We start from the raw sequence: 24,699 nt of genomic DNA, 5'->3' as shown, positions 1-24,699 counted from the left end.
AGGACGCGTTGTGACGCCGGCCGACGCCGAGAGGTGGGGTTGCGACTACGAGGAAGTGATGGCCATGACGGAGAACGCCAAGCAGAACGCCTCATCGTCGGACCGTTACTTCGTTCCACAACCCGAATGGACTGCCTGCCAGGTCCTGGCAACCGTCGGGGCACCGAATGACGTAGACTCGCAGAGCGTCGCTGGCCGCAGAAGTGTTTCATGGTGGTTCCGGTCCGGCTACGACTCGCACTTGGTGTCCCTCGTGTCCACCGACAGGTGCGACGCGCGGGATACGTCACCGGCGGTGACTGACACGACGCTGATGGCGCGCATAGACCGAGCCCTCGCCGGGGCGACGTGCAGTCCGTGGGTGGTTGATTACGTGGGTTGGTGACCCGTTACGGTTCTTCGGTAGGGCCGCGATTGGCTTGTTGAGCACAGGACTGGTTGCACCGAATCTAAGCCCCATATGGATCACTCAACACGACTGGCACGAGTGGGGTCCCGAGACACCGGCCCCGAGCAGCGCGTGGCTCACCCAAACCCCGGACGTTGCACTTCAACCTTGAGGTCATGCAGACTACCCACTGCTCGGAGGACCCCTAGGCGCCAAAGCAGCATCAGCGAGCGCCGTTTCCGTCGAACCAGCTCATGGCTACCCCACGGGCGACCTCGGCATGGGCGGGAGGAAGTCCATCGGAGCCATCAAGCGTGCGTCTTCGCCCCCGGCGGTATTCGACCTGTACAGAGGACGTTCTTCCTCCTACGTCGAACTCGAGCACTTGAACCAATGCCGAATCAGTATCGGTTCCTGCGATTGGCACGATATAGTACCCTATTCCGCTAGCTTCCCTCGCCAACCTCTCGACTGAAGCCGGGTCCGCGACATTAGCTAGCCTTTGCATATAGAGGTCGAGTGGCCAATGCTTCTGATACCGAAGGCTCTCAGGAGCCATGCCGGCCGCAATGGCTTGATCTCTTACCGCTCTGTCGTAATTCCCTTGCCTCCTCCAGCCGTCAAGAAATGTGACAACGGCGGCAATGACAATCACGGCGATCACGACGCCCATCGATCTCTTCATAGTTCGGTGTTGCTAGAGGTCACGCCGTATCCAATCCGCCAGTTGGAATCGGAGATCGGAATTGATAGACAGTATCGAACCCGTCTTCGAGAACTGTACGTTAGCATCTAGGCCAGCGCCATGCGCCGATCCTACGAAGCCTAGCCGGACATCTTCGATACTGCAGCCCGCTCGGCAAATGCCCGGTAGCTCGCGGCCGATAGCAACCGCAGAGCCGGTTAGGTGTCCCCCTACCCCTCTAAACGCGAGATTGAGAGAAGCCGTGTAGTGACGCGCAGGGGTTTCGTCGTCTACAAGCTCACTTCGAAAACCAGAATTGCCAAACCGCACGGTCGCTCGCTTGCTGGGGAGGAAATCTCCTGGCTCAATTCCAGCAAGTGCCTCCGCTAGCAAACCCACAAACTCGGCATCAGACGAAGCGCGTGCCGCGAGGCTCTCAACAAACTTGGCAAAGAGTTCACAATCGCTCTGAGCCTCCTGGTCCTCTTCCTCACACAGCCCGAACGGATCCGTGAACTGAGCGGGCGCGTTGCCCGAGTAAGCATAGAGGTTGATACCACCAGCGTGCCCGATGGGATCCTCCTGGAGAAACCGACCCGTGAAAGCATCATAGTATCGGTTCCGAAAGAAGGATATCTCGGGCGCGTCGGACTGAGTCGACCGACTTAACGCGAAGCCTTCGCTTGCGACGATCGCGCCGGCCTGCTGGCCGAACCTCGACCAGGTGCCGCCGATCTCGTTCGCCTTGCAGTCGGCGCCGTTCGCGGCGCTTTGGTAGCTGACGAGTCGTCCGCCCCGTGTGATATACTCTGCGGCTGTGCTGTTGCCCGAACACGTAATGTTGAGCGGAAGGAAGACAACCAGCGGGTCGTCCGTACCGGGGCCTTGGAGGAACTCGACCCCCACGAACTCGATCACGTTGTCGCCGTCGTAGAAGGTCCAATCGAGCGCGCCGTTCTTGTTCCAGGCGACTCGCCGACCCAATCCGTCATAGTGATAGGCCGTCGTAAACTTTGCCGCGTTGAGCGGGGAAAGACTGCCGCAGGCCGCGACATCGGGGAAAGGCTCGCTGGAGCAGTCTGCATTGGTCGGTTTCTGGATGATCAGGCGACCAGCAGGATCGTAGTAGAAATCATTCGCCACCCACTTGTCGGTCCACCTCCAGTGCTCGCGTATCTGGTTTCCGTTGTGGTCATAGCGGTACAGTTTCTGCCAAACTGCTTGACCGTTTAGGTAGAAATCACGGCGATCGAGCCGATTCGACCCGGGCACGAGCACGTTCAACGTCGAATCATGACTGATTTGCGCCGGGAATTTCTTCTCCCACTCCCGATTGCCGTTGTAATCGTAACGAAACTGACTTTTCTCGACGTCCCCGGCAAACTCAAGTTGCTTGAGGTACAACGTTGTACGACCACCGCCATCGTACTCCCAGTCATGGAGAAACGTTTGCGATCCGGCGACGGTCTCGCGCTCCTCCATGTACTCCATCTCGTCGGCGGAGCTGAACGTGCGGTCGTCGTCTGCGATCGTCCGGGTGGGACTCTGCGCCAATAGCTTGGCCAGTCTTCCGCCGGAGTCGTAGCGGAACTTGGCCCAAGAGCCGCTGGGCAGATGTACACTGTCCTGCCGACCCAGGTTGTCCCAGGAGAAGCTCACGGAACCCGCCTCCCACGTCCAATTGATCGTAGGCAGCATCGTGGCGGACGGATAACTGATCTCAGACAGGCTTCCGTCGACCGGATCGTGGCTGTAGGTGTACGTTCGCCACTCGGTCTGCAGCGTTTCGCGTGCGCCGGCCCGGTTGTAGGAGTAGCGCAAGCCCTTCCCCGGGTTATTGCCAAGCTTCAAGTAGGTGGAGTCGAACTCAAGCGCGCCCTGTTTGTTGTAGGTTCGAGTGATGATCGCGGCCCGATTCTCGATCCGAATCGCGTTGCCCATTACGTCGTAGTCGATCGTGAGCGTGTCAACGGGAATCAAGATCTGGCCTACGGAGGTTGGATCTGCGAGCAAGTCGGACACATCGTCCTTGTAAACGGTGTCGTGCTCGTCGGCGTCGTCGATGGTCACGGCTCCGATCCGCTGTGTGCGCGGCCGGTTCAGCCGATCGTACACCGTCCAGACGGAATCGCCTTGACGGTCGATCGTCTTCGTAAGGTTGTTCGCCTCATCGTAGAAGTACTGCTCGACCTTGGCGAACTCGTCAGTCATGGTCTCCTGCATCCCCCGCGGATGGTACGTCCAGGTCCGCTCGACATTGTTCGGGTCGGTTAGCGACCGCCGGTTGCCATCGTCGTCGTAGAGGAAGTGCGTCGTGAGCAGGTTCGTGTTCGGTATCACGACCGACGCGGAACGCTGCCAATTCATGTCATCGTAGTCGAAGGTCGTGACACGGCCTCCCGGACGCGTAGACACCTCGGCGTTGCCGGCGTTGTCGTACTCGTAGGATGTGGTTCGGCCGTCGAACGAAACGCTCTCAAGGTTGAACGTAACAGGCGCATACCCGAACGTACTGACCTGATCGATGGGACTGCTCGTCTGGGTCGTAGGGTTCCAGGTCGGCACATCGTGTTCGGTAATCGTCTCGACCAAGCCATAGGACCCGTACGTGTAGGATCCGTATGTAAAGGTCGTCTTGCTAGTCGGGCTCGCCGGGTCTCCGACTAGCACCTCGTTCAGCGTGCCGTCCAGATTGTAGCCGTAATGTTGCACGACTCGGTCGGTGGCGGTCAGGGGTGAGCTGATTTCGCTCGGCGCTGCCGGCGCGTTCGGATCCTCGTATTTGTAGATGATCGAGTCGGTACCAGCACTATGCGTTGAGTCGATGCCCGCGACGAGCCGCATCCGGCTGTCGTAGCTGTTCTTGCGAACCGCGCCGTTGGGCGTCGCGACGCGAATCGGGAGGAGAGGCGCGGCGCCGTGATAGGCCACCGTCGTAGCGTGCCCGTACGCATTGACAACTCTTGTGACCGCCCCGAGCCGGTTCGTGTAGAACTCGGCGACATCCGCGCTGTCCGTCCGAGGATCATCGATCTCGAGCACGGTGTCCGTCGCCGTAGCCGCCGTGTTTCCGCTCGGCGCCAGCGCAAGTCCCCTACTCGCCAGCGGTTTGAAAGTCGTAACGGAGAGCGGTAGACCCGGCAGCGTGTCCTTGAATAATAGCGGCGTGGGACCGTGGTAGGCGTACCGTGTCTCGTGGCCGCGCCGGCTCGTCCGCCCGACGAGGCGGTGGTTGTCGTAATCGAAGGTGATCTTCTTCGTGACAATGAACCCGGGGTCCAGCACGTCGACCAGGTCGCCGCTCGCGTTCACGGTCGCGTTGAGTTGCCGCACGATCGGGTCGTTCACATAGTCGAGGTTGCCCGCCGCGTCATAGCTGAAAGCATACCGTTTGTCCGACTCCCAGGGTGAGACCCGGATCTGGTTCAGCTTGTAGCCTGTTGTGCCCACGTACGTGTACTCGACAACGTTGCCAACGCGGTCGGTCACCCACCGCTGCCTGCCCTCGTCATCGAAGTAGATCCGTGTCCCGTCGAGCGGCCTCCGCTCGTACATCGTCACGGTCCCGGTCCCGCCCGGCTGCGGGTTCGGAACCGACGCCAACTCGATCGTGTCCCGGTAGGCGCCCTGCGGCGCGATCCAGATGTTCGTCTGGCCGACCGGGTTCTTGTAATACGCCGCGCTCCCGTCCGCCCCGACGAGCAGCAGCCCGTTGTTCGGCTGGTTGGGATGCAGCTCGGCGATCCCCGCCACGGCCCAGCCCGCACCATATGGGCTGTCTCGCCGGTTCACGACGATCAACTCGGACGTCGGCAACGGCGTGGATTTGGGTACCGCTCCGAAGTATGCCCGCACCGTCAGATCGTACTCGTAGACACCTGTCGCGAGGCCGGCCTGTTCCGCGTTGAATCCAACCGCTACGCGTTTGACCGTGCCCAAGTCCGGCAACTCGTCTCCGGGATAGGAATGGGTATGCGTGGCCTGGCCTACGCTGAGTTCGACCCTGAAGCTATCAGGCTGGGCGACCGAATCCCGCCACACGTTCGCCATCACGATCGGATAGGGCGTGGCCGTTCCGCTGTTGTAGATAAGCGAGAGCGTGCGGTCCCTGCCGAGCGTCCGGTACGCAGGCATCGCGTGGACCGCGAGCAGCTCACCGCACTGGAACGCGGCGCCCGGCCCAGCGTCTGACGTTACGCAAGCGCTACGCGCGTGCAAGTCCCCCGGATTCATCCCGATGTCTGCTGAGAGCGGTGCCTCGGGTGGCGGCACAGGAGCGCCCGTGACCGTGACGTCGTAGGTGCCCCAGTCTTGATCGCAGAACTTGATACAGCCTTGCTCCTTGATCAGCAGCTTGATCTCGCCCGTACCAGCGCCGCCAGCCGTGTAGGTAACCGTAATGGTTGCAACCGCCTCTGGCTGAGGGAGCAGGAAGCCGTCGATCTCCGTGATGTCGGGAACGCACGCGGTGATCTGACCCGTAGGCGTGCAGGTCACGTCGTAGAAGGCCGCTGTCGTGGGCGCGACAACGAACATCTCGAACGTCACCGTACCTGTCGAGCCACCGTTCACCGTGACTGGCTCCTGATCCGGCGTCACCGAAATGTTCGCCGCTGGCTCGGCGACCGACCCTTCGAAGCCCGGTTCATTGGCCACCACGGCCAACTCCGAGGCGGGCGCCTCTTCTGTCAGCGTCGCGCGTGCGAGGGAGAACAACGAGACCAGCAGGACCAGCGCGAACCGCATAGCCACGGGACGGCTCCTTCAGTGCAGGTGGACTGGACGACGCTCGCGTGGCAGGCGACGCCCTTCTTCGCTCCACCTACTTATCTATTGGGGAGGAACCACTCGGGGGGAGGACCGATCGTACCAAAATCGGGGCCGATCGTACCGAAAGGTCGACCTAGCGTCCGCAAGGGCGGATTCTGCGCGTTTTATCCCGTCACGCGCGCGATTTCGTGAGGGGTGGTGAGGCCCTTTCTGACGAACTCGACCGCCGCGTCCTTCAGCAGCCTCATCCCCGCTCTGACGGCTTGATCACGGATGGCCATTGCGGGCGCACCGTGACCGAACTGCGTGCGCGCGTGATCGGACATTGAGAGCAGCGCGTATGCGCCAGTGCGACCGCGGTATCCCGTGCCCCGGCACTCGGTGCAGCCGGCTCCGCGCTTGACTCGTTCTAGGCGCGTCCCGTTTGCCTCGGCCCAGCTCACTTCTGACTCGCTCGGAGCTGTCCAGCGTCCGCACTCGGCGCAGGTGAGTCGGACCAGGCGCTGCGCCAGCACTGCTTGCACGGTGCTCGCGACCAGGTACGGCTCCACACCGAGATCGACCAGCCGAGTGAGCGCGCCGGCCGCGTCGTTCGTATGAAGCGTGGACAGCACCAGGTGGCCCGTCAGCGCGGCATGGATGGCGATCTCGGCGGTCTCCAGGTCCCGAATCTCTCCCACCAGCATTACGTCGGGGTCCTGGCGTAGCAGGGCGCGCAGCGCGGACGCGAAGGTGAGGCCGATGCGCGGCTTTATGGAGACCTGCACGGCGCCGGGCAGCTCGTACTCCACCGGGTCCTCGACCGTAAGAATCTTCTCCGTTCCCGAGCGGATGTGATCGAGCGCGGCGTAGAGGGTCGTGGTCTTTCCCGAGCCCGTGGGGCCGGTGACAAGGACGATCCCGTGAGATCTGGAGGCCGCGGACAGGAACTGGTCCCGGATGTCAGCGGGCATGCCCAACTCGTCGATGCCCAGACGCGCCGTGGCGGAGCCGAGCAACCGGAGAACGACGCTCTCGCCGTGCAGAGACGGCAGGGTGCTGACGCGCACATCGAGTTGCCGACCCGACACCGCTAGCCGAATCCGTCCGTCCTGCGGGAGCCTCCGTTCCGCGATGTCCAGTTCCGCCATGATTCTCAGGCGGCTTACGATGGCCGCCGCCATTCCCGCCGGTGGAGATGGGGCGTCGAGCAACACGCCGTCGACGCGGAGATTCCCTTCCCCCCTCTCGGACTCAAACGCGGTGACATCATAGAAGAGCATTTCCGGTCCGGGGGCGGTACCGAGGTGTCCTGCGCAACGTGGGGGGCTGAGTTCCGACGCCTAAGCCTGTCGGCGACCGCGCCGTTGTTCGAACAGACGCAGGGGGGCCCGTTGAGCGGGGCCCACCGCAGAGACCTCCCCGACAGTCGCGGACGCATGACCGTGTGGGACGTGGACATGAAAGACCTCCGTGGCCGTCTCGTTCGCGGTGGCGGCGGTTGGTGCTTCTTCTCCGCGGACAACCCTGAACGGAAGGACTGGGTCAGTCAGCAGACTGTCGAGAAGGTCTTCCGGGCGGTGCGGCGGGCCACCTGCCCGATCGCGCGCGCAGCGATGCGTCTGGTTGAAAGGGCCGGCGAGCGAACCTACTACGTGGCCACCGCGCCCCTCGAGCTGAGCACGGTCAACGTTCGGACGGGCGATGTCCTTCTGGCCGTTCGAGACTATGACGACAGGCCGGAGGGGGTGTCGGGAGCCTGCTTCCCGCTGACGCTTGAGGACTACGAAGCCCTGCGCGCCCACTACGACGGCCTGGACTTTCACGGACGGCTGCCGCTTGACGCGCTTTGGCGGGGCGCGGCCCGCGGGGGCGCGATAAGAATCATCCGGACCCGGCAGTCGTGGGGGCTACGCCGGAGCCAGTGGCAGACCCGCCTCTACGTGCTGCGCGGCGTCCACGCCTCACCGGTGCAGCCGATCGAAGCCAGCAGCGACCAGCATGCTATCTTCGAACTCATCCTCGAATCGGGCGGCAGGATGCCGCAGGAGTCCTAGCATGGCCAGGAAGAAGGAGCGGGTCTACACCCGCGACCGCGGCGGCGAGACGCGCTATTACGCCGACTTCCGCGACTACGCTCACGTGGGAGGCGGACGGGAGGCTCTCAAGGCCCCCGGGCTGACCCGGGCCACCGCGGACCCCGACAACGCGGCCATCCTCGCCGCTGCCCGCCTGGCGGAGCTCAAGGCGAAGGCGGAGCGGGTGGACCGCGGTCTGCGGCCCGACCCCGAACCCGACGAGCATCCGGGCGCCCTGCTCGCTTCGTACGCGTCCTACCATCTCCAGAAGAAGGTGGAGTCCGGGAAGTTCACGACGAAGTGGCTGGAGTCCGCGGAGCGGCACCTGCGCGCTGCGGTCGAGTTCTTCGGGGCCGACCGGGCGCTGGCCGAGATCGGCGTGAAGGACGTCCAGGCGTGGGCTAAGCGGCTCGCAGAGCTGCAGACGCGCTCGGGGAGGCCGCTGTCGCCGACTTCGCAGCGGAAGTACCTGAACAGCCTGAGCAACCTGTTCCGCCGCGCGGCGTCCGAGCACGAGACGACGAAAGTCCAGCCGGGCTACAACCCGGTGGGCGCGATGGTCGAGAAGCCGAGCGGCGTCACGACGACCGAAGCCCAATGGCTCGAGGTGCACGAGGGCGCTCTTCTCCTGGAGAGCGCCCGCACCTACCAGCCCGCTCCGGATGCCTCGGCCTTCGGCTTCCACCATGAGCTGATCGCCACCTTCCTGCTCACTGGCGGCCGGATGTCGGAGGTGCTTGGCCTCACGGCCGGCGACGTGAGCTTCGAGCGCGGAACCGTGACGTTCCGACCGAACGACCATCGCCGCCTAAAAACCAAGACCTCGCACCGACCGGTCCCGCTCTGGCCACAGCTCCGCGAGATCCTGTTGCCCTACGTCGAGGCGAGAGAGGTCGGGCCTGGCGCGCTGCTCTTCCCTGGCCGGAAGGGAGGAATGGTCCAGGAGCTCCGGAAGGCACTCGACACGATCGCGGGTCGGGCCGGCTGGGCCCCCGGGGAGATCCGCTCGAAGATGCTTAGGCACACCTACTGTACGGCCCGGCTCCAGACGCTCGACCGCGGCGCTCCGGTCTCCCCCTTCACCGTCACCCGCGAGATGGGCCACGGCGGCCGTGCGCTCGTCGACAAGGTCTACGGCCACCTCGGCCAGATGCGGCACCGCTCCGAGGTCGTGGAGTACCGCGTCGAGCAGTGGCAGGAAGAGCTGGGGAAGCGGCTGTCGGCGTTGCGGCTGGTGGCCGCGTGAAGCCCGGGCTCGCGTTCTTGGGGGGATTCGGGTTCGCTCTGGTTATTGGCCTTGTTTTGGGCGCCGATCTGATCCTAAAGGCGCAGATGGTTGGCGGGGTCCTTGAGATCCTGGGCGTCGGCCTGGTCGGTTTGGGACTCCGCGGCAAGCGCGAGGCCATCGCCCCGGAGACCTCCGTCTGGCGACGTCTAAGAAAATGGGCTCTCAGCCTGGTCCTTCGCGTCCGTTACCGCTTCGGGAAGAAGACACGGGTCAGCAATGCCGCAACCTCTCACGCCGAAGTCGTGCAGCGAGCCACGGTGTCCATCATCCACCCGATGGACCCGCAGGCGCCCATCGAGGAACAGGTCGCGGCGATAAGCAAGAACGTCACCGGGGCCTTTGCCAACCTGGAGCGGCACCAAAAGGAACTGGAGGCCACGGGCCGGAGGATCGCCTACGAAGAGAACGCCCGAAAGGCCGAGGTGGCGGAGGTTCAAGCGAAGATCTCTCGGCTCGCAGTCGGCGACCTCAACGTCGAATGGGTCGGCTTCTGGTGGGTCCTTGTTGGGCTGCTACTCGTCACTTTCCCGGGCCTGTTTGTCACCGTTTTTGACACCGCTTCGACTCTGCTGCGCTGACAGCAAAAGCCCCGCAATCGCCTAAAGCGTTGCGGGGCCTCTTCTTGCCCCCAAGCTGACGGCCGGACTCGAACCGGCGACCTGCCGCTTACAAGGCGGCTGCTCTACCAACTGAGCTACGTCAGCGCGTTCTTCTGCTACCCCGCCGGCACCGCGCCGGTCGGCTTCCAGCGCGGGCCCTGCGGCGTGTCCTCGACCACCAGACCGGCCGCCGCCAGTTCCTCACGGATGGCGTCGGCGGCGGCCCAGTCGCGCTGGGCGCGGGCGCGTTGGCGCGCCTCCAGGCGCTCGTCGGCCCAGGCCGCGACGTCGGGGTCCACGCCCGCCCCGCGGTCGGCGAGCTCGAACACGCCGAACACCTGGTCGAACGCGGCCAGCGCCGCCAGGCCGGCGGCGGCTCCCTCTTGGCGACCCCTGTCGAGCTCGGCGTTCGCCCGGCGCACGAAAGTGAACAGCGCGCCCAGCGCCGCGGGCGTGTTCAGGTCGTCCTCGAGCGCCGCCTCGAAGTCGCGGATGAACGCGGCCGCCGCGCCCGCCAAGTCCTCCGCGTCGGCGTCGCCCAGGCTAAGGAAACCGGTCCGCTCCTCGTCCGTCGTCGGCGCCAGCGGAGCCGCGATCTCGTCGCCAGACGCGTCCCCGGCTAAGCCCCGCAGCCGGTCGCGGAAGTCCAGCGCCCGGCGCAGCGCGGCCGACGCGTCGCTGAGCCCGTCGTAGCTGAAGCTCAGCTCGTTCCTGTAGTGCGCGCTCAGCAGAAGATAGCGGATGGCGGCGGGGTGGAAGCCCGCTTCCAGAACGTCGGCCAGCCCCACCACGTTGCCCACCGACTTGGACATCTTCTCGGTGTCCAGCAGGAGGTGCTTGGCGTGCATCCAGGTGCGCACGAAGGGCTGGCCGGTGGCGCCTTCCGACTGCGCTATCTCGTCTTCGTGGTGCGGGAAGACCAAGTCCTCGCCGCCGGTGTGGATGTCCAGCGTAGTGCCCAGCTCGGCCATGCTCATCGCGGAGCACTCCAGGTGCCATCCGGGCCGCCCCTCGCCCCACGGTGAGGGCCACGCGGCGCCCACCGCGCGGTCTGAGTCCTTGGCCGCCTTCCACAGCGCGAAGTCACGCGCGTCCTGCTTTTCGTAGCTATCTGACGCCACCCGCTCTCCGACCCGCACGTCGTCCAGCGGAATGCGCGAGAGCTTGCCGTAGCCCTCGAACGAACCGATGTCGTAGTAGACGGACCCGTCCGCTACGTAGGCGTGCCCCCGCTCTACGAGCTTCTCCACCAGCGCGACCATGTCCGGGATGTGGTCGGTCGCGCGCGGATAGGCGTCGGCGTCCCGCGCCCCCAGCGTGTCGAGCTCGGCGAAGAACCCATCGGCGTGGGGGGCGGTGTACTCGCCGATGCTGACGCCGCGCTCGGCCGCGAGATCGATGATGCGGTCGTCCACGTCGGTGACGTTCATGACCATGCGCACCTCGAACCCCTTCCACTCGAGCCACCGATGCAGCAGGTCGTTGAAGAGGAAGGTGCGGTAGTTGCCGATGTGCGGGAGCTGATAAACCGTGGGGCCGCACGCGTAGATGCCCACCCGACCCGGCCGCAGCGGCTCGAAGGGCTCCTGCGCGCGCTGCAGCGTGTTGTAGAAGCGGATCGCCATCGGCCTCTCAGTCGGTGTAGGTCAGGGGGCGGACTTGCTCGCCACGGAGGCTGTGCCCGCCGTGGCATCCCCGCCGGCCCCGTCCACCCCGGCGCCCATGTAGATCGTGCGGTGCGGGAACGGGATCTCTATGCCCTCGTCGTCGAAGCGGCGCTTGATACGGCGCCTGAACTCCCGCGCCACGTCCCACTGCCTGAGCGGGAGCGTCTTGAACGACACCCGCACGACCACCGCCGAGTCGCCCAGGTCCTGCACTCCCAGCACCTCCGGCTCTTCCAGGATGATCGCCGACCACTCAGCGTCGCGCCACAAACCGGTGCACTCGTCCTCGAGTACCTCGATGACCAGGTCGACATCTTCCTTGTAGGCGACGCCGATGTCCAGCACGGCCATCGACCAACCCTTGGTGAGGTTGGAGAGCAGCGTGATCTCCCCGTTGGGAATCACGTGCACCGTGCCATCAATGTCGCGCAGCACGGTCGTGCGCAGCGTGATCTTCTCGACCAGCCCGGTCGCAGCGCCGATGCGCACGTAGTCTCCAACGGCGAACTGCTCCTCGATCATCAAGAAGACCCCGGTGATCACGTCCTTCACCACCGACTGCGCGCCGAACGAGAACGCCAGGCCGGCCACGCCAGCGGTCGCCAGCAGGGGTCCGATCTCGATGAAGATTCCCAGCACCATCAGCAACGCCAGAGCGGCGATCACCACCGCGGACACGCTGTTCAGGAGGCTCGCGACGGTGCGCTTGCGCTGCTCGATGCGCCGCTTGAGTACGGGGTCGGCTTCATCGATATCGCGCTCGAGCCGTCGCGTGGCGAGCTTGATGAGCCGGAAGAAGACGAACGCGCCCAGCAGGATGACCGCCACGCGGACCGCGTCGGCTGCGGCCGCGTTCCAGTCGACCAACTCGCTCCACTGGATGGACCGAATGGCGTCGAGCACCCTAGCGCCCCCCCCTCACCCCAGCAGTCTGATCTCGGTCAGGCGCCAGCGACCGTCCTCCATCGTGAAGCCGAGGTAGACGACCCGGCGCTGCGGTCCGGGGGTGCCGTCCGCGCGGCTCTCCCACACCAGCTCGCCGAAGCCCCGCGGCGGAGAGCCCTCCACCACGCCCACCATGCCCGCCGACGCGCTGGCCCCGTCGCCGTCTCCCAGGAGACGCCGCAGCACCGCGGCGGCGCGCCGCTGCGACAGGGGCGACGAGCCGCCCCCGGGCAGTTGCAGGCGCACGCCCTCCTCGGCCACCTGGGCGACCACTCCGCCCGCGTCCCCGCGCTGCCAACTGCGCGCGATGGAAGCCACGGCAGACCGGAGAGACGCCTCGTCGGCGCCGCCGCCGGCCTGCGCCGCCAGCGTACCGGCGCCGCCGCCGGGCAGCGCTCCGGCCCACGGGACGGACGCAACGCCCAGCAGCGCGACGATCGCCGCGAGACCCGCGCGTCGCATCACGTTGCGACCCCTACCGCCAGCGAATCTGCGATCGCGAGGGCCGCCGCCACGGGGTCCGCGGCGGCGGTGACGGCGCGCCCGACCACCAGGTAGTCGGCCCCCGCCCGGACCGCCTCGTCCGGCGTCGCCACGCGGCGCTGGTCCTGCGCCGCCGCCCCGGCTGGGCGAATACCCGGCGTCACGATCCTGAACGCCGGGCCGCGCTCGGCGCGGACGCGCGCCGCCTCGGAGGCCCCGCACACCACGCCGGCCATCCCGGCGGCCGCGGCGTGGCCGGCCAGCCTGGACACTTCGTCGCCGGGCTCGGCCGCCTCGCGGCCCCACGCCTCGGCGGCCGCGCTCCCGGTCAGCGAGGTGAGCAGGGTCACCGCCACCACCTCGGTGGCCGACCCGTCGGCCGCGCTGGCGGCCGCGCGCATCATGTCGACCCCTCCGCTCGCGTGGACGGTGGTCAGGGCGACTCCGAGGTCCGCGGCGGCGCCCACCGCGCCCTGCACCGTGTTGGGAATGTCCAGGTACTTGAGGTCCAGGAACACGCTCTTGCCGCGCGCGTCGAGCTCGCGCACGAGCGGGGGGCCTTCGCCGGTAAACAGGCGCGCGCCCACCTTGTACCAGGACACGGCGGCGCCGAGCGCGTCGACCAGGTCGAGCGCCGCGCGTCCCCGCGCGTGGTCCAGAGCGACGATGATTTTGGCCATGCGGCGCCTCAGCCGTTCAAGCCCGTGCCGACCAATTCGCTGAACGTCACGCCCGCCGTCCGAACGTGCGTTTCGAGGCCGGACAATACCCGAGCCGCAGAGCGGGGGTCCGCGAAACTGGCGGTGCCGAGCTGCACCAGGGAGGCCCCCGCCAGCACGTACTGGAGCGCGTCCCGGGCCGTCCGGATGCCGCCCGCTCCGATCAGCGGGATGTCCACGCGGGAACGCGCGGTACGGACGGCGTGCACGCCGACGGGAAGAATGGCCGCACCGCTGACCCCTCCACTCCCCGCACCCAGCACCGGTCTCCGGGTCTCCAGGTCGTACAGCAGACCGGGCATCGTGTTGACCAGGGTGAGCCCGTCCGCGCCCTCGGCCTCGGCCACCGCGACCAGCTCGCCCAGGTCCGCAACGTTGGGCGGCATCTTCACGATCAGCGGTCGCCGGGTACGAGAGCGGCAGGAACCCACGACCTCAGCCAGCGAGCGCGCGTTGGCGCCGATCAGGCCACCGCCGTGGCGCACGTTGGGGCACGACACGTTCAGCTCGAAGCCCAGGAAGCCCGGGGCCGGATCGAGCGTCTCCACCACCTGGGGGAAATCATCGACGGCCAGGCCCGCGACGTTCACGAAGACCTGGGCGCGCCTGACGTTGGCGGCCACCCAGGGCAGCTTCTCGTCGCGGCAGCGCTCGGCTCCGACGTTGGCCAGCCCCACCGAGTTGAGCATTCCGTCCGCGAACTCGGCGACGCGCGGCGCGGGATTCCCCTCTCGCGCGTGCGGCGTCGTGCCCTTGAGCACGAACCCGCCGAGCGCGTCCAGGTCCAGCAGATCGGCCACCTCGCGGCCGTAGCCGCACGTACCGCTCGCCAGCAGAACGGGGTTCTGGAAGGTGGCGCCGAAGAGCTCCTGGGACAGAGCCGTCATGGAGCGGGCCGGAACCCTCCCAATCGCAGCGCGGCGGACTGTCCCGTTCCGCTTCCGCCCGTGTCCTCGTCGATGCTGTCGGGCGGCGGCGGGAAGAACGACGTATCGGCCTCGGCGGAGTCGGGCGTGAGGTCCACGTCGCCGCGCAGGATGGAGTCGACGCGCAACGTGTCGCGGCGGATGCACGCCGCGAGCGTGCTGTCGGCGAGCAGGCCCGCCTCGACGCTGAGGCTGTCCAGCAGCAAGCCGCACACGCTGGTGAGGCTGTCGAGCTCCACCGCGCCGCGGATGCTGTCCATCATGAGCACGGTCTGCAGCACGAGCCCGTCGCGGCGCTCCGCCTCCTCCCTGCCCCACTGACGGAATCCGGTCACCATGCGCCCGAGCTGGGTCTCGAGTTGCCCGTATCGCTCCGACTCCTGGCCGCGCGCGGCGGCCACGTACGGGTCGCCGGCGGCGCCGTCCAGGGCGGCGTCGATGCGCGCGCGCTCGGGCTCGGCCGGGTCCAACTGGGACGCCGCGAGGGCGGCCTTCATGGACCACGGGTCGCGCGGGTGGCGCTCGAGCTGCGCGAGGAATATGGAGCGCGCCACGCCGGGGGCTGCCAGCTCGTCCCGCGCGATCTCGCCGGCGGTGAACAGCGCCAGCGGCTGCCGGTTGTTCAGCCCCGTTTCGATGAGCACGCCGAGCATCTCGACTTCCTGAACGAGGACGCGGGCTGAGTTGAACGCGAGCGCGGGCAGCAGGATCGCGCGGATCTCGCGCAGATCATCCACGCGCGACGTGGTCGCCAGCATCCAGCGCGCGGCGCTCAGCCGGGCCTGGTTCGCGGCGGTCCCGGCGCCCAGCGAGGCCGACCGCCGGGCGTGCTCGATGGCGGCCACGGTATCGCCCGCCCCGGCCGCCAGCCGGGCGCGGGTCAGCGCCAGGGCTGAGCGGCGGTCGTCGGGCCAGGAGCTGGCCTCCAGCGGCTCGAGCAGGGCGGCCGCCACCTCGGGGCCCCACAGCGCCGCTGCGGAGTCGGCGAGCGCGAAAAGCGTGTCCGCCGACTCGTCCGCGAAGCCGCGCTCGACCAGCGCGCCGGTCGCCTCGCCGGCGCGGGCGACGTCGCCGGAAAGGGTCGCCATGCGGACCGCCTCGAGCCGGGCGTCTCGCTCGGCCCGACCGCCCTCGCCAGCGGCCTCGGCCACGTCCGACCAGCCGCCGTCCAGGTTCCCCGCTGCTACCTTCGCCCGGCCGCGCCACAGGAGCGCGAAGGCGCGCGTGTCGCGGCTGGCGTCCTCCGACGCGAGCGCGGCGTCCAGGTGTTCCCTGGCCGCCTCCAGGTCCTCCAGCCGCAACTCGGCGGCGCCGAGGTACATGGACGCCCCCGCGCGCATGGCGCCGTCCTCCGACACCGTGAGGAGTCGCCGCAGCGCGGCGCGTGCCTCGGGGTAGGCGCGCCGCTCGAAGTGAGCGCGCGCGAGGAGGTACAGGGCGTCGTCGGCCCAGCGCCCGGCGGGATCCTGCTCGAAGCTCTTGGCGGCTTTCTCCGCGCTACGCAGATATGTCTGGTCCGCGCGCGCGTGCTCACCCTGCGCGCGGTAACGCTCGGCATCGTCGAACTCCTGCCGGGCGTTGTAGAGCGCGTTGAAGTACGCGCAGCCGCCCAGCAGCGCCGCCATACCGAGCACGCGACCCCGCCGCACCAAGCGGCGGAGCGCTACCGCGGTGGTCATTCCGATTGCGCGACCCACAGGTGTTCGTGCCCCTTGAAGTAGGCATCGATCGCCTCCGCCACCGCCTCCGCCACGTCTGTCCGAAACCCGCCCTCGCCCAGGAGGCGCGCCTCCCGCGGGTTGGACAGGAACGCCGTCTCCACCAGCACGGCGGGCATCAGCGCGCCGACCAGGACGCGGAAGCTGGCCTGCTTGACGCCGCGATTCGGCCCCGGGTGCACCCCCGCCAGGTTCCGCTGGATCACCGCCGCCAGATCGTTGCTGGCGCGCTGATAGAAATCGTTCCTCAGGCTGGCGGCGATCTGGGCGATCGGGTCGACCTCCGCCGAGCCCTCGGCCTCGAACTGGGCGGCCGAGTTCTCCACCTCGGCGACCCGTCGTTCGTCCTCGGTACGGGCCTCCGAAAGAAAGAACGTCTCGAAGCCCCGAGCCGCGGACTGCCGGTGCGAATTGGCGTGGATCGAAACGAACATCGCCGCCGGCTCTTCGCCCTTCCAGGCGTTGGCCAGGCGCGGCCTGTCCGCCAGCGCGACGAGCGTGTCCGCCTCGCGGGTCATGTACACCGTGTACCCGCGCGACCGGAGCACCCTGCGCAGCTGGCGCGCGACCGCCAACGCGACGTCCTTCTCCCGCACCCCGGACGCGGACACCTTGCCGGCGTCGACGCCGCCGTGTCCCGGGTCCAGGACCACGATGCGACGTCCCGACGGCTCCGCGGCGACCGAACGCACGACCAGTTTTCCGTTGGGACCGGCGCCCAGCCAGCGCCCGTAGCGCGCCGGCAGCCAGTCCACGAAGAACGACCGCGGCAGGAAGAAAGCCTCGTCCCGCGCGTACGCGGGATAGGCGAGCTGGACCACCCCGCGCGGCGTCTCGAAGTACGTGGATGTGTCCTGGAACCTCAGCGTGTCGCCGAACAGCACCAGCGTCGCCCCATCGTCCTGGCGCGTGACGCTCCCGCCCACTCCTTCCAGGACACGCAGGTCGTACGCGGCCCACCCGCGGTGTCGCGCCAGCGCGGCGCTGATGGTCCGCGCCCCGCGGGTCATGACGAGCGCCCCGGTCTGGGCCTTCGCCGGTGACACCGCTCCCATCGAGGCGAACGCCAGAGCGCCCACCACCACCCATCCCCTCCCCCTCATCGCCCCCTCCGCATTGCCCGTTCCATCTCCCGATCCGCCGCCCGCTGCTTCAAATCCTCGCGCCGGTCGTGCAGCTTCTTCCCGCGCGCGAGCGCGAGCGTCAGCTTGGCCAGCCCGCGGCGGAAGTACAGGTCCAACGGTACCAGGGTCAACCCTTTCTCCTGCGTGGCGCCTAACAGGCGCCGGATCTCTCGCTTCTGCAGAAGCAGTTTGCGCGGACGTGTAGGGTCCGCGTTCCACGGTCCGGCGGGATCGTACGGGGTCACGTGCGCCCCGTGTAGCCAGACCTCGCCCCGATCCACGCGCGCGAACGACTCCGCTATGCTCACCTTGCCCGCGCGCAGGGATTTCACCTCCGGACCGGTCAGGACCAAACCCGCCTCGAACCGGTCCAGGATGTGATAGTCGCGCAACGCGCGTTTGTTTCGCGCGACAACCTTCTTTCCGTCGGCCCCGCCGGACTTGCTCATCCCAGTCGTTCCTTCTGCCGGCGCCGCGTGCGCCGCTGCATCGCCACCTGAGCCACCTCTCCGCCGAGCACGAACACCACGGAGCTGTAGTAGATCCACAGGATGAGCACGAACAGGAAGGCCACCGACCCGTACGCGGAGGCGTACGACGCCACGTTGGTCGCGTACCACCCGAACGCGCTGCGCAGCGCCTGGAACGCGATCGCCGCGAACGTCGCCGCGATGAGCGAGGTGCGCCACTGGGGGCGGCGCGCGGGCAGGAAATGATACGTGAGCAGGAAGACCGTCCACAGGACCGTAAAGGCCGCGGCCTGGCCCAGAAAGACCTGCGTTCCGGCCGGGAACCCCGGCTCCAGCCCCAGCGCGTGGAAGCCGTTCTTCGCGACGATCTGGAGGGCGAGGGAGCCGAGCACGCTGACGGTGAACAGCGTGCCCGCGGTGAGCACCATCTTCAGGTCGAACAGCTTGCCGCGGACGATGCCCCGGTCGTAGTGGATATCGAAGATCTCGCGCAGCACCGTGCGCAGGGTGCCGACCAGCCTGGTGGCGACCCACGCGAGCACCAGGGTGCCGAGCCCCAGGAATCCGGCGCTGTTGTCGACTATCGCCCCGAGCACGTCGAGCAACTGGCCCTGCGCCTCCAGTTGCTCGCCGAGGGCGGGCAGCGTGCGGCGGACGTAGTCGAGGACGAGCGCGGCCGAGTCCACGCCGCGCGCGCGCAGCACGGTGCCCGCCATGCCGAGGACCGCGAGCACGAGCGGCACGAACGCCACGAGAAGGTTGAACGCGATGGCACCGGCGAGGAAGAAGATGTTGTCTTCCCCGGCCTTGCGGTACAGTCGGCGCGCGAAGTCCCAGATCGCCCGCCACGCCGCCGCCAGCCCCCTGTCGCTCGGCCCCATGCCCTCCTCCCCCTGCCCGGGCGGTCGCGCCTTTCCCCGCCTCCCCTCAGTCGCCTGGACGACCGTCCGAGCCGTTGCTCGACGCCGGCGCGCCCGCGACCCGCTCGCGAGCCTCCTCGAACTGATCCATGAGCGCTTCCTGCGCCTCCCGCGCGCGTGCGCTCAGCCGCTCCAGCAGCGCCTCGACCTCGGCGCGTAGCCTGCCACGCGCCTCTTCCCCGCGGTAAGGGGCGTACAGCAGCGCTACCGTGGCGCCGGCCACCAGGCCCTTCAAGAAAGACGTCATGTCTTGGCCCCGACTTTCTTCTTTTTGCGTTTGGGTCCTCCGGCCTCGGCGCCGATGGAGTCGGCGAGCCGGGCTCTTACCTCGGACTCATCGATGCCGAGGATGGTGGCTGTCTTCTTCGCGTCGCCGCAGCACAGCGCGAAGGTCTTGATCGTCAGCAGGCGGACCGCCTCGTCCTCGCTCGTCCCCACCGCCACGCGCAGCTCGCGCTCGTTCAGGGCGCGATGATGCGGGTGCAGGTCGGCGGCCGAGATCATCTCTGCGCGCGCCAGGATGACGGCGCGCTCCACCGCGTTCCTGAGCTCACGCACGTTGCCCGGCCACGAGTACGTCGACAGGTACTCGAGGGCGTTCGACTCGAAGCCCCGGACCCTGTTCTTGCCGTGGGCCTCGGCGAAGCCGCGCAGGAATTCCTCGGCCAACAGCATGACGTCGTTGCCGCGGTCGCGCAGAGGAGGCAGAAACAGAGGGATCACGGCGAGCCGGTGGTACAGGTCTTCGCGCAACTCCCCCGACTCCAACGCATCCTCGACGTCCCGGTTGGTCGCGGCGATGACGCGGATGTCCACGGTGACCTCTTTCTTGCCACCGAGGCGCCGGAAGCATTGCTGCTCCAGCGCGCGCAGGAACTTGACCTGGACGTCGGGCTCCATCTCGGCGACCTCGTCCAGGAAGAGCGTGCCCCCATCGGCCAACTCGAACGCACCCGCCTTTTCGCCCACGGCTCCCGTGAAGGCCCCCTTTTCGTGCCCGAACAGCTCGTTCTCCAGTATCTCGCGGGGGAACGCTCCGCAGTTCAAGGCGACGAAGGCGGCCTTCTTGCGCGACGATTTCTGGTGGATCGCGCGCGCGACGAGCTCCTTGCCGGTGCCGCTTTCGCCCATGATCAGGACGCTCGCCAGAGACGGGGCGACCGCCTCGATGGTCGCAAAGACCTCCAGCATCTCCTCCGACTGGCCGATCATGTCCCCGAAGCGACTGAGCCCCTCGAGCTGCTTGCGCAGCGCGCGGTTCGCGTTCTTTACCTCGTAGGTCTCCAAGGCCTTGGGGATGAGCGCCTTCAGACGCTCCAGGTCGAGCGGCTTGGTGAGATAGTCGTAGGCGCCCTCGCGCATGGCCTCGACGGCCGACGCCACGGTCCCTTTCCCGGTGATGATGATGATCTCGCTGGAGAGCGCCTGCTCGCGCATGCGCGCGAACAGCTCCAGGCCGTTCAGCTTCGGCATGTTCAGGTCGGCCAGGACCAGGCCGAAGTCTCCCGACCGGATCTTCTCCCAGGCCTCCTCGCCGTTGGTGGCCATGTCGGTGTCGTAGCCCTCCTCGGCGAGGAGGATCTTCAAGCCCTCCGCGACGGGGCGCTCGTCGTCGGCGATGAGAAGCTTTGGTTGCGCCATCCGGGATTCGTGTTGGGTGGACCTACGCGCCGACTGTCGTGCACGCGTGCCGGCCCGAGAGACGAGGCTGTCGATATCGGCGAGGCCAAAGGTAGCCCGCCGCGAAAGCGGGGGTCAAGCGCCGCTGTGGGCGGCCAAAAATACTGTGGATGACCAACTTACGGGGCTCTGGTCGGGCACCGCCCCGATCTCCATGCCGCCGCGCGCGGCGACCCGGCGCACGAGTTCGTGCAGAGCCACATCGGGCGTCGCCGTACCGGGCGACGACCGCGCGGCGGCCGTAGCCGACACTTCGACCCCAATCGGTGGGCCGACGGCGCGCACGTGGATGCCGCCGCCGCTGGATCCGCCAAGGGAGTCCACCGCGCTGGCGACGAGGCCGACCAGGGCGTGGCGCAGGGGGTCGGCGGAGACCTGCACGACCGTGCCCGGCCCTGCCGGCGTCCAGCGAAAACCCACGCCGGCCGCGCCGGCCTGGGCGGCCAGCAGCGGCAGCACCGATTCCACCACCCGATCGAGCTCGATGGCCTCGTCGTACCGCACCCCGTCGCCGAGCAGCTGCAGCAGGCCCTCCACCACGCCGTGCACGCGCCGGACCTGTTCGGCGACCACGTCGAGGCGCTCGAGGGCCTGGTCGGCCAGTCCGTCGGCGATGCGGCGGCGCACCAATTCCAGATTGATCACCGTGGCGTGGACCGGATTCTTCAGCTCGTGTCCGATGTCGCCGGCCACGCGCGCGACCAGCCTCTGCCAGTCCGCCAGCGCGACGTCCTGATCGTGGGCGTTCCCTCCGGCGCCGCCGTCCCCCGCCCGGCCCACCGCTCAACCCTCCGCGTCCGGCACCGGCACGACGAGGCCGTCGTGGGCCGGCCGCACCGAGTCGGGCAGGCTCTCGCACAGCGCTGCGTGCCCCACGCGGTGGGTGAGGTGCGTGAGGTAGGTCACGCGGGCGCCGACGCGCTCGGCCACCTCGACCGCGCGCTCGACGTTGAGGTGCGCCGGGTGGGGGGGGCCGTACCAGAGCGCGCACAGGACCAGGATCTCGACCCCGTCCAGCGCGCCGATGACGGACTCCGGCACGTCCTGCGCGTCGGGGAGGTAGCCCAGCGCACCGACCCGGAAGCCGGCGGTTTCCATCTCTCCGTGCGGAAGCGCGAGCGGGGTGATGGTCAGACCCGCCACGCGCACGTCCTCGCCCTCCGGGATGGATTCGAGGGCCAGCCACGGCCTGGCGCGCCCGCGCGGCTGCCCCTCGCCGAACACGTAGCCAAAGCGCTCGCGCAGCATCGCCGCCCCGTCCGAGTTGGCGAACGCCGGTAGCGGCGCGCCGCGGCGCGCGGTCATGGCGCGCAGGTCGTCGATGCCGTGGGTGTGGTCGGCGTGGCCGTGCGTGAACCACACGGCGTCGACGCCGTGAACGCCGGCGCGCAGGAGCTGAAGCCGCAGCTCGGGCGGCGTGTCGACCAGCACGCTGCCCTCGGGGCCCTCCAGCAGCGCACCGTGACGAGTGCGCCGGTCGCGCGGGTCGTCGGAAGTGCAGCGAGCGCAGTCGCACCCCACGACCGGGATTCCGAAGGATGTCCCGGTTCCCAGAAACGTCAGCCTCAAACGACCTCGACGCGCATCATGTTCGTTGTCCCCGGCACGTTGAAGGGGATCCCGGCCGTGACGATCACCCTGTCACCCGGCCTCGCGATCTCCTTGTCCACCAGCTCGGCGCGCGCCACTCGCATCATGCCTTCGTAGGAATGATCGTCCTGCACCCACACGGGATCCACACCCCAGACCAGCGCCAACTGGCGGTACGTCGCGTCCCTTTCGCACACGGCCAGGATGGGTACCGGAGGTCGGTAGCTGGATACCAGGCGGGCGGTAGCCCCCGAGGTCGTGAGCGTGACCACCGCCGGAGCCCCCAGGAGGCGAACCGCTTCCACGGTCGCGGCGGCTATGGCGTGCTCGGTGGGGGTGGCGCCGGTACGCAGATGCCCCAGCACCGGGATGTCGTATTTGGGCCCCTCGGCGAACGCGTGCGAGCGCTCGATCTCGCCGGCGATCCGGACCATCGCCTCGACGGCCAGCCGGGGGTTCTGGCCGATGGCCGTTTCGCCCGAAAGCATCACGGCGTCGGTCCCGTCGAACAGCGCGTTGGCGACGTCGCTGGCCTCCGCGCGGGTAGGCCTGGCCGCCGAGATCATGGACTCGAGCATCTGGGTCGCGGTGATCACGGGGCACCCGTGCAGATTGGCGAACTGGACGATGCGCTTCTGCGCCAGCGGTACCTGCTCGAAGGGGAGCTCTACGCCCAGGTCGCCCCGGGCCACCATCACCGCGTCCGTCGCCTCCAGGATCGCCTCGAGGTTCTCGAGCGCGATGTCCTTCTCGATCTTGGCCACCACCATCACGTCCACCGGCACGCGCTTCTTCAGGTCGCGCACGTCATCCGGGCGCTGCACGAAGGATAGCCCGATGTACTCCACGCCGGCGGAGATCGCCCACTCGAGGTCCTCCAGATCCTTCTCGGTCAGGGACGGCGCGGCGACCCGAATGCCGGGCAGGTTGATGCCCTTGTTGGAGTGCAGCAGGCCGCCGCGCTCCACGCGGGCGACGACCTTCGGAGGCGCGCTCTCGATGACCTCCAACTCCATCGCCCCGTCGTCGACGAGGATCCGGTCGCCGGGCCCGACGTCCCCGGCCAGCTCCGCGTAGGTGGTGGGGATGTCGTCGCCCTCGGCCGCCGCCTGGGGAGCCAGCGCCACCTCCTCACCGGCGTCGAGCTGCCTGGGCTCGGGCAACTCGCCCGTGCGGATCTTGGGCCCGGCCAGATCGACCAGGATGGCCACCGGACGCCCCTCCTCCGATGCCGCGGCGCGCGCGTTTTCGACGGTCGCGCTGTGGTCCTCGCGCGTGCCGTGGGCGCAGTTGATGCGAACCACGTTGACGCCGGCCCGGACGAGCTCCAGCACGCCCGCGGGGCCCGAGCTGGCAGGCCCGATAGTCGCGACAACCTTGGTAAGCACAGGCCTTCCACCCTTTCTACCGACCGGCGTTCCCGATGGCCGTCCGTTGGAGGCCGCAATCTACCATCGCCGCCAACCCTTTGCTGGCGCAGGCAGCCCACCATTCCCCCGGCGGTGTCTCGACCTTAGAATTAGGCGACGGCGGCCGGGGCCGCCTGGCGCTGGGGGGATCCGGGGAGGATGAAGGGTATGCGCTACATCGATAGCGACCGGGAGCTTCGTGCCCTCGTGGACGAGTTCTTCGGTCGGCCGGTCATTGCCGTGGACACGGAGGCGGCCGGCTACCACCGATACCTCGACCGCGTGTGCCTCGTTCAGCTCACGGCCGACGAGGATACCGCCATTATCGACGCGCTCGCCGTCGATTCCCTGCAGCCCCTCTCCTCTCTTCTGTCGGACCCCGAAACCGAGATCGTATTCCACGACGCGGACTACGACCTTCGCTTGCTGGATCGCGACCACAAGCTGCGCGTGGCGCGCCTCTTCGACACCAAGGTGGCGGCGCAATTCCTGGGCGACCGCCAGATCGGGTTGTCCAATCTGCTGGACGAGCAACTGGGTGTACTCGTGGAGAAGAAGTATCAGCGCGCCGACTGGGCGCGCCGCCCCCTGCCCCAGGAGATGCTGGAGTACGCGGCGGAGGACACGCGCCACCTACCCAACCTGCGGCGACGCCTGTGCGCGCGCCTCGAGGAGGCCGGCAGGCTCGAGTGGGCGCTCGAGGAGTTCGAGCTCGTCCGGCGCACGCGCCACGAGGAGAACGGTGCGGTACCCGCGTTCCTCAGGCTGAAAGGGGCGCGGGATTTCACGCCCCGCCAGCTCGCGGTGCTCCGCGAGGTGCACGACTGGCGCGAAGAAGAGGGCCGGCGGCGGGACCGCGCCACGTTCAGGGTGATGTCGCGTGAAGCGCTCATGGAGATCGCGCGCGCCGGTCCGCGCGATGGGTCGTCGCTCGGAGCGATAAAGGGCGTATCGCCCCGCCTGGCGGGTTCTCCGGCGGGCCGCGCGCTGATGGAGGCCGTCCGGCGCGGGCAGGCGACGTCCGACCTGCCCAGTCCGCCGCCTCGCGGAAAGCGACGCGCGCGGCCCACCGCCTCGGAGGACGCGCGCGCGGAGCGCATCCGCGTCGTACGCGACGAGGCCGCCGAGCGCTTGGACCTCGAGCGCGGATTCCTGCTTCCCAAATGGCTCATCGAGCGCATCGCCTCTGCCGCGCCGCTCGACCGGGAGGAGTTGCTGCGGGTGCCGGACGTGCGCCGCTGGCAGGTGGACGCGCTAGGCG

The 24,699-nt window shown here is 68.0% G+C and carries 21 protein-coding genes and 1 tRNA gene; 4 read left to right on the top strand and 18 right to left on the bottom strand.

Annotation, left to right across the window (positions count from 1 at the left end; translation table 11 throughout):
* Positions 1–611 precede the first annotated feature (611 nt).
* From ABFS34_04150 to ABFS34_04140, 3 genes are all read right to left on the bottom strand, one after another.
* The gene (locus ABFS34_04150) at positions 612–1,061 is read right to left on the bottom strand and encodes a hypothetical protein (protein MEN8374617.1); all 450 of its coding nucleotides are present in this window, start codon (positions 1,059–1,061) and stop codon (positions 612–614) included.
* A 24-nt stretch (positions 1,062–1,085) separates the two neighbouring features.
* Positions 1,086–5,819 carry an RHS repeat-associated core domain-containing protein gene (locus tag ABFS34_04145; GenBank protein MEN8374616.1) on the bottom strand — a complete coding sequence of 1,578 codons (4,734 nt, stop codon included), beginning with the start codon at positions 5,817–5,819 and terminating at the stop codon, positions 1,086–1,088.
* A gap of 188 nt (positions 5,820–6,007) precedes the next feature.
* Positions 6,008–7,105: a GspE/PulE family protein gene (locus tag ABFS34_04140; protein MEN8374615.1), complete on the bottom strand. Its 1,098-nt coding sequence runs from the start codon at positions 7,103–7,105 to the stop codon at positions 6,008–6,010.
* Positions 7,106–7,282: 177 nt separating this feature from the next.
* Here ABFS34_04140 and ABFS34_04135 point away from each other — a divergent pair, with 177 nt between their 5' ends.
* The 3 genes from ABFS34_04135 to ABFS34_04125 are packed head-to-tail and all read left to right on the top strand — an operon-like array spanning position 7,283 to position 9,766.
* The gene (locus ABFS34_04135; GenBank protein ID MEN8374614.1) at positions 7,283–7,879 is read left to right on the top strand and encodes a hypothetical protein; all 597 of its coding nucleotides are present in this window, start codon (positions 7,283–7,285) and stop codon (positions 7,877–7,879) included.
* A gap of 1 nt (position 7,880) precedes the next feature.
* Positions 7,881–9,146, top strand: coding sequence for a site-specific integrase (locus ABFS34_04130; protein ID MEN8374613.1), 1,266 nt, complete (start codon positions 7,881–7,883; stop codon positions 9,144–9,146).
* A complete protein-coding gene (locus ABFS34_04125; protein MEN8374612.1) occupies positions 9,143–9,766 on the top strand; it encodes a hypothetical protein in 624 nt (207 codons plus the stop codon). Before ABFS34_04130 ends, ABFS34_04125 begins: the two co-directional genes overlap by 4 nt.
* Before the next feature lie 53 nt (positions 9,767–9,819).
* Here ABFS34_04125 and ABFS34_04120 read toward each other — a convergent pair.
* The 15 genes from ABFS34_04120 to pyk all read right to left on the bottom strand — a co-directional run bounded on the left by ABFS34_04120 (position 9,820) and on the right by pyk (position 23,417).
* Positions 9,820–9,892, bottom strand: a tRNA-Thr gene (locus tag ABFS34_04120).
* A gap of 11 nt (positions 9,893–9,903) precedes the next feature.
* A complete protein-coding gene (gene cysS, locus ABFS34_04115; protein MEN8374611.1) occupies positions 9,904–11,412 on the bottom strand; it encodes a cysteine--tRNA ligase in 1,509 nt (502 codons plus the stop codon).
* A 21-nt stretch (positions 11,413–11,433) separates the two neighbouring features.
* Complete coding sequence (locus tag ABFS34_04110) at positions 11,434–12,357, bottom strand: mechanosensitive ion channel domain-containing protein (protein MEN8374610.1); 924 nt, start codon at positions 12,355–12,357, stop codon at positions 11,434–11,436.
* Positions 12,358–12,372: 15 nt separating this feature from the next.
* Positions 12,373–12,864, bottom strand: coding sequence for a hypothetical protein (locus tag ABFS34_04105; GenBank protein ID MEN8374609.1), 492 nt, complete (start codon positions 12,862–12,864; stop codon positions 12,373–12,375).
* The gene (gene pyrF / locus ABFS34_04100; protein ID MEN8374608.1) at positions 12,861–13,562 is read right to left on the bottom strand and encodes an orotidine-5'-phosphate decarboxylase; all 702 of its coding nucleotides are present in this window, start codon (positions 13,560–13,562) and stop codon (positions 12,861–12,863) included. The genes ABFS34_04105 and pyrF overlap by 4 nt, the downstream gene beginning before the upstream one ends.
* A gap of 8 nt (positions 13,563–13,570) precedes the next feature.
* Positions 13,571–14,488 (bottom strand): dihydroorotate dehydrogenase, encoded by a 918-nt coding sequence (locus ABFS34_04095; GenBank protein ID MEN8374607.1) that lies wholly within the window; start codon positions 14,486–14,488, stop codon positions 13,571–13,573.
* Positions 14,485–16,206, bottom strand: a complete 1,722-nt coding sequence (locus tag ABFS34_04090; GenBank protein MEN8374606.1) for a hypothetical protein — start codon at positions 16,204–16,206, stop codon at positions 14,485–14,487. The genes ABFS34_04095 and ABFS34_04090 overlap by 4 nt, the downstream gene beginning before the upstream one ends.
* Positions 16,203–17,348, bottom strand: coding sequence for an N-acetylmuramoyl-L-alanine amidase (locus ABFS34_04085; protein MEN8374605.1), 1,146 nt, complete (start codon positions 17,346–17,348; stop codon positions 16,203–16,205). Before ABFS34_04085 ends, ABFS34_04090 begins: the two co-directional genes overlap by 4 nt.
* Complete coding sequence (gene smpB / locus ABFS34_04080) at positions 17,345–17,818, bottom strand: SsrA-binding protein SmpB (protein MEN8374604.1); 474 nt, start codon at positions 17,816–17,818, stop codon at positions 17,345–17,347. The genes ABFS34_04085 and smpB overlap by 4 nt, the downstream gene beginning before the upstream one ends.
* A complete protein-coding gene (locus ABFS34_04075) occupies positions 17,815–18,720 on the bottom strand; it encodes a YihY/virulence factor BrkB family protein (protein ID MEN8374603.1) in 906 nt (301 codons plus the stop codon). Before ABFS34_04075 ends, smpB begins: the two co-directional genes overlap by 4 nt.
* 46 nt (positions 18,721–18,766) lie before the next feature.
* A complete protein-coding gene (locus ABFS34_04070; protein ID MEN8374602.1) occupies positions 18,767–19,006 on the bottom strand; it encodes a YtxH domain-containing protein in 240 nt (79 codons plus the stop codon).
* On the bottom strand, positions 19,003–20,400 hold the full coding sequence (locus tag ABFS34_04065) for a sigma-54 dependent transcriptional regulator (protein ID MEN8374601.1): 1,398 nt from the start codon (positions 20,398–20,400) through the stop codon (positions 19,003–19,005). The genes ABFS34_04070 and ABFS34_04065 overlap by 4 nt, the downstream gene beginning before the upstream one ends.
* Positions 20,401–20,514: 114 nt before the next feature.
* Positions 20,515–21,219 carry a histidine kinase dimerization/phospho-acceptor domain-containing protein gene (locus ABFS34_04060; protein ID MEN8374600.1) on the bottom strand — a complete coding sequence of 235 codons (705 nt, stop codon included), beginning with the start codon at positions 21,217–21,219 and terminating at the stop codon, positions 20,515–20,517.
* Positions 21,220–21,222: 3 nt separating this feature from the next.
* Positions 21,223–22,008: an MBL fold metallo-hydrolase gene (locus ABFS34_04055; GenBank protein ID MEN8374599.1), complete on the bottom strand. Its 786-nt coding sequence runs from the start codon at positions 22,006–22,008 to the stop codon at positions 21,223–21,225.
* Positions 22,005–23,417 (bottom strand): pyruvate kinase, encoded by a 1,413-nt coding sequence (gene pyk, locus ABFS34_04050; GenBank protein ID MEN8374598.1) that lies wholly within the window; start codon positions 23,415–23,417, stop codon positions 22,005–22,007. Before pyk ends, ABFS34_04055 begins: the two co-directional genes overlap by 4 nt.
* A 189-nt stretch (positions 23,418–23,606) precedes the next feature.
* Here pyk and ABFS34_04045 point away from each other — a divergent pair.
* The coding region (locus ABFS34_04045) for an HRDC domain-containing protein (protein ID MEN8374597.1) at positions 23,607–24,699 on the top strand (1,093 nt) is incomplete at its 3' end.

It is taken from the genome of Gemmatimonadota bacterium (assembly GCA_039715185.1).
Lineage (GTDB): Bacteria > Gemmatimonadota > Gemmatimonadetes > Longimicrobiales > RSA9 > DATHRK01.
Note: the sequence above shows the minus strand (reverse complement) of the source record. Positions and strands in the feature narration are given on the sequence as shown.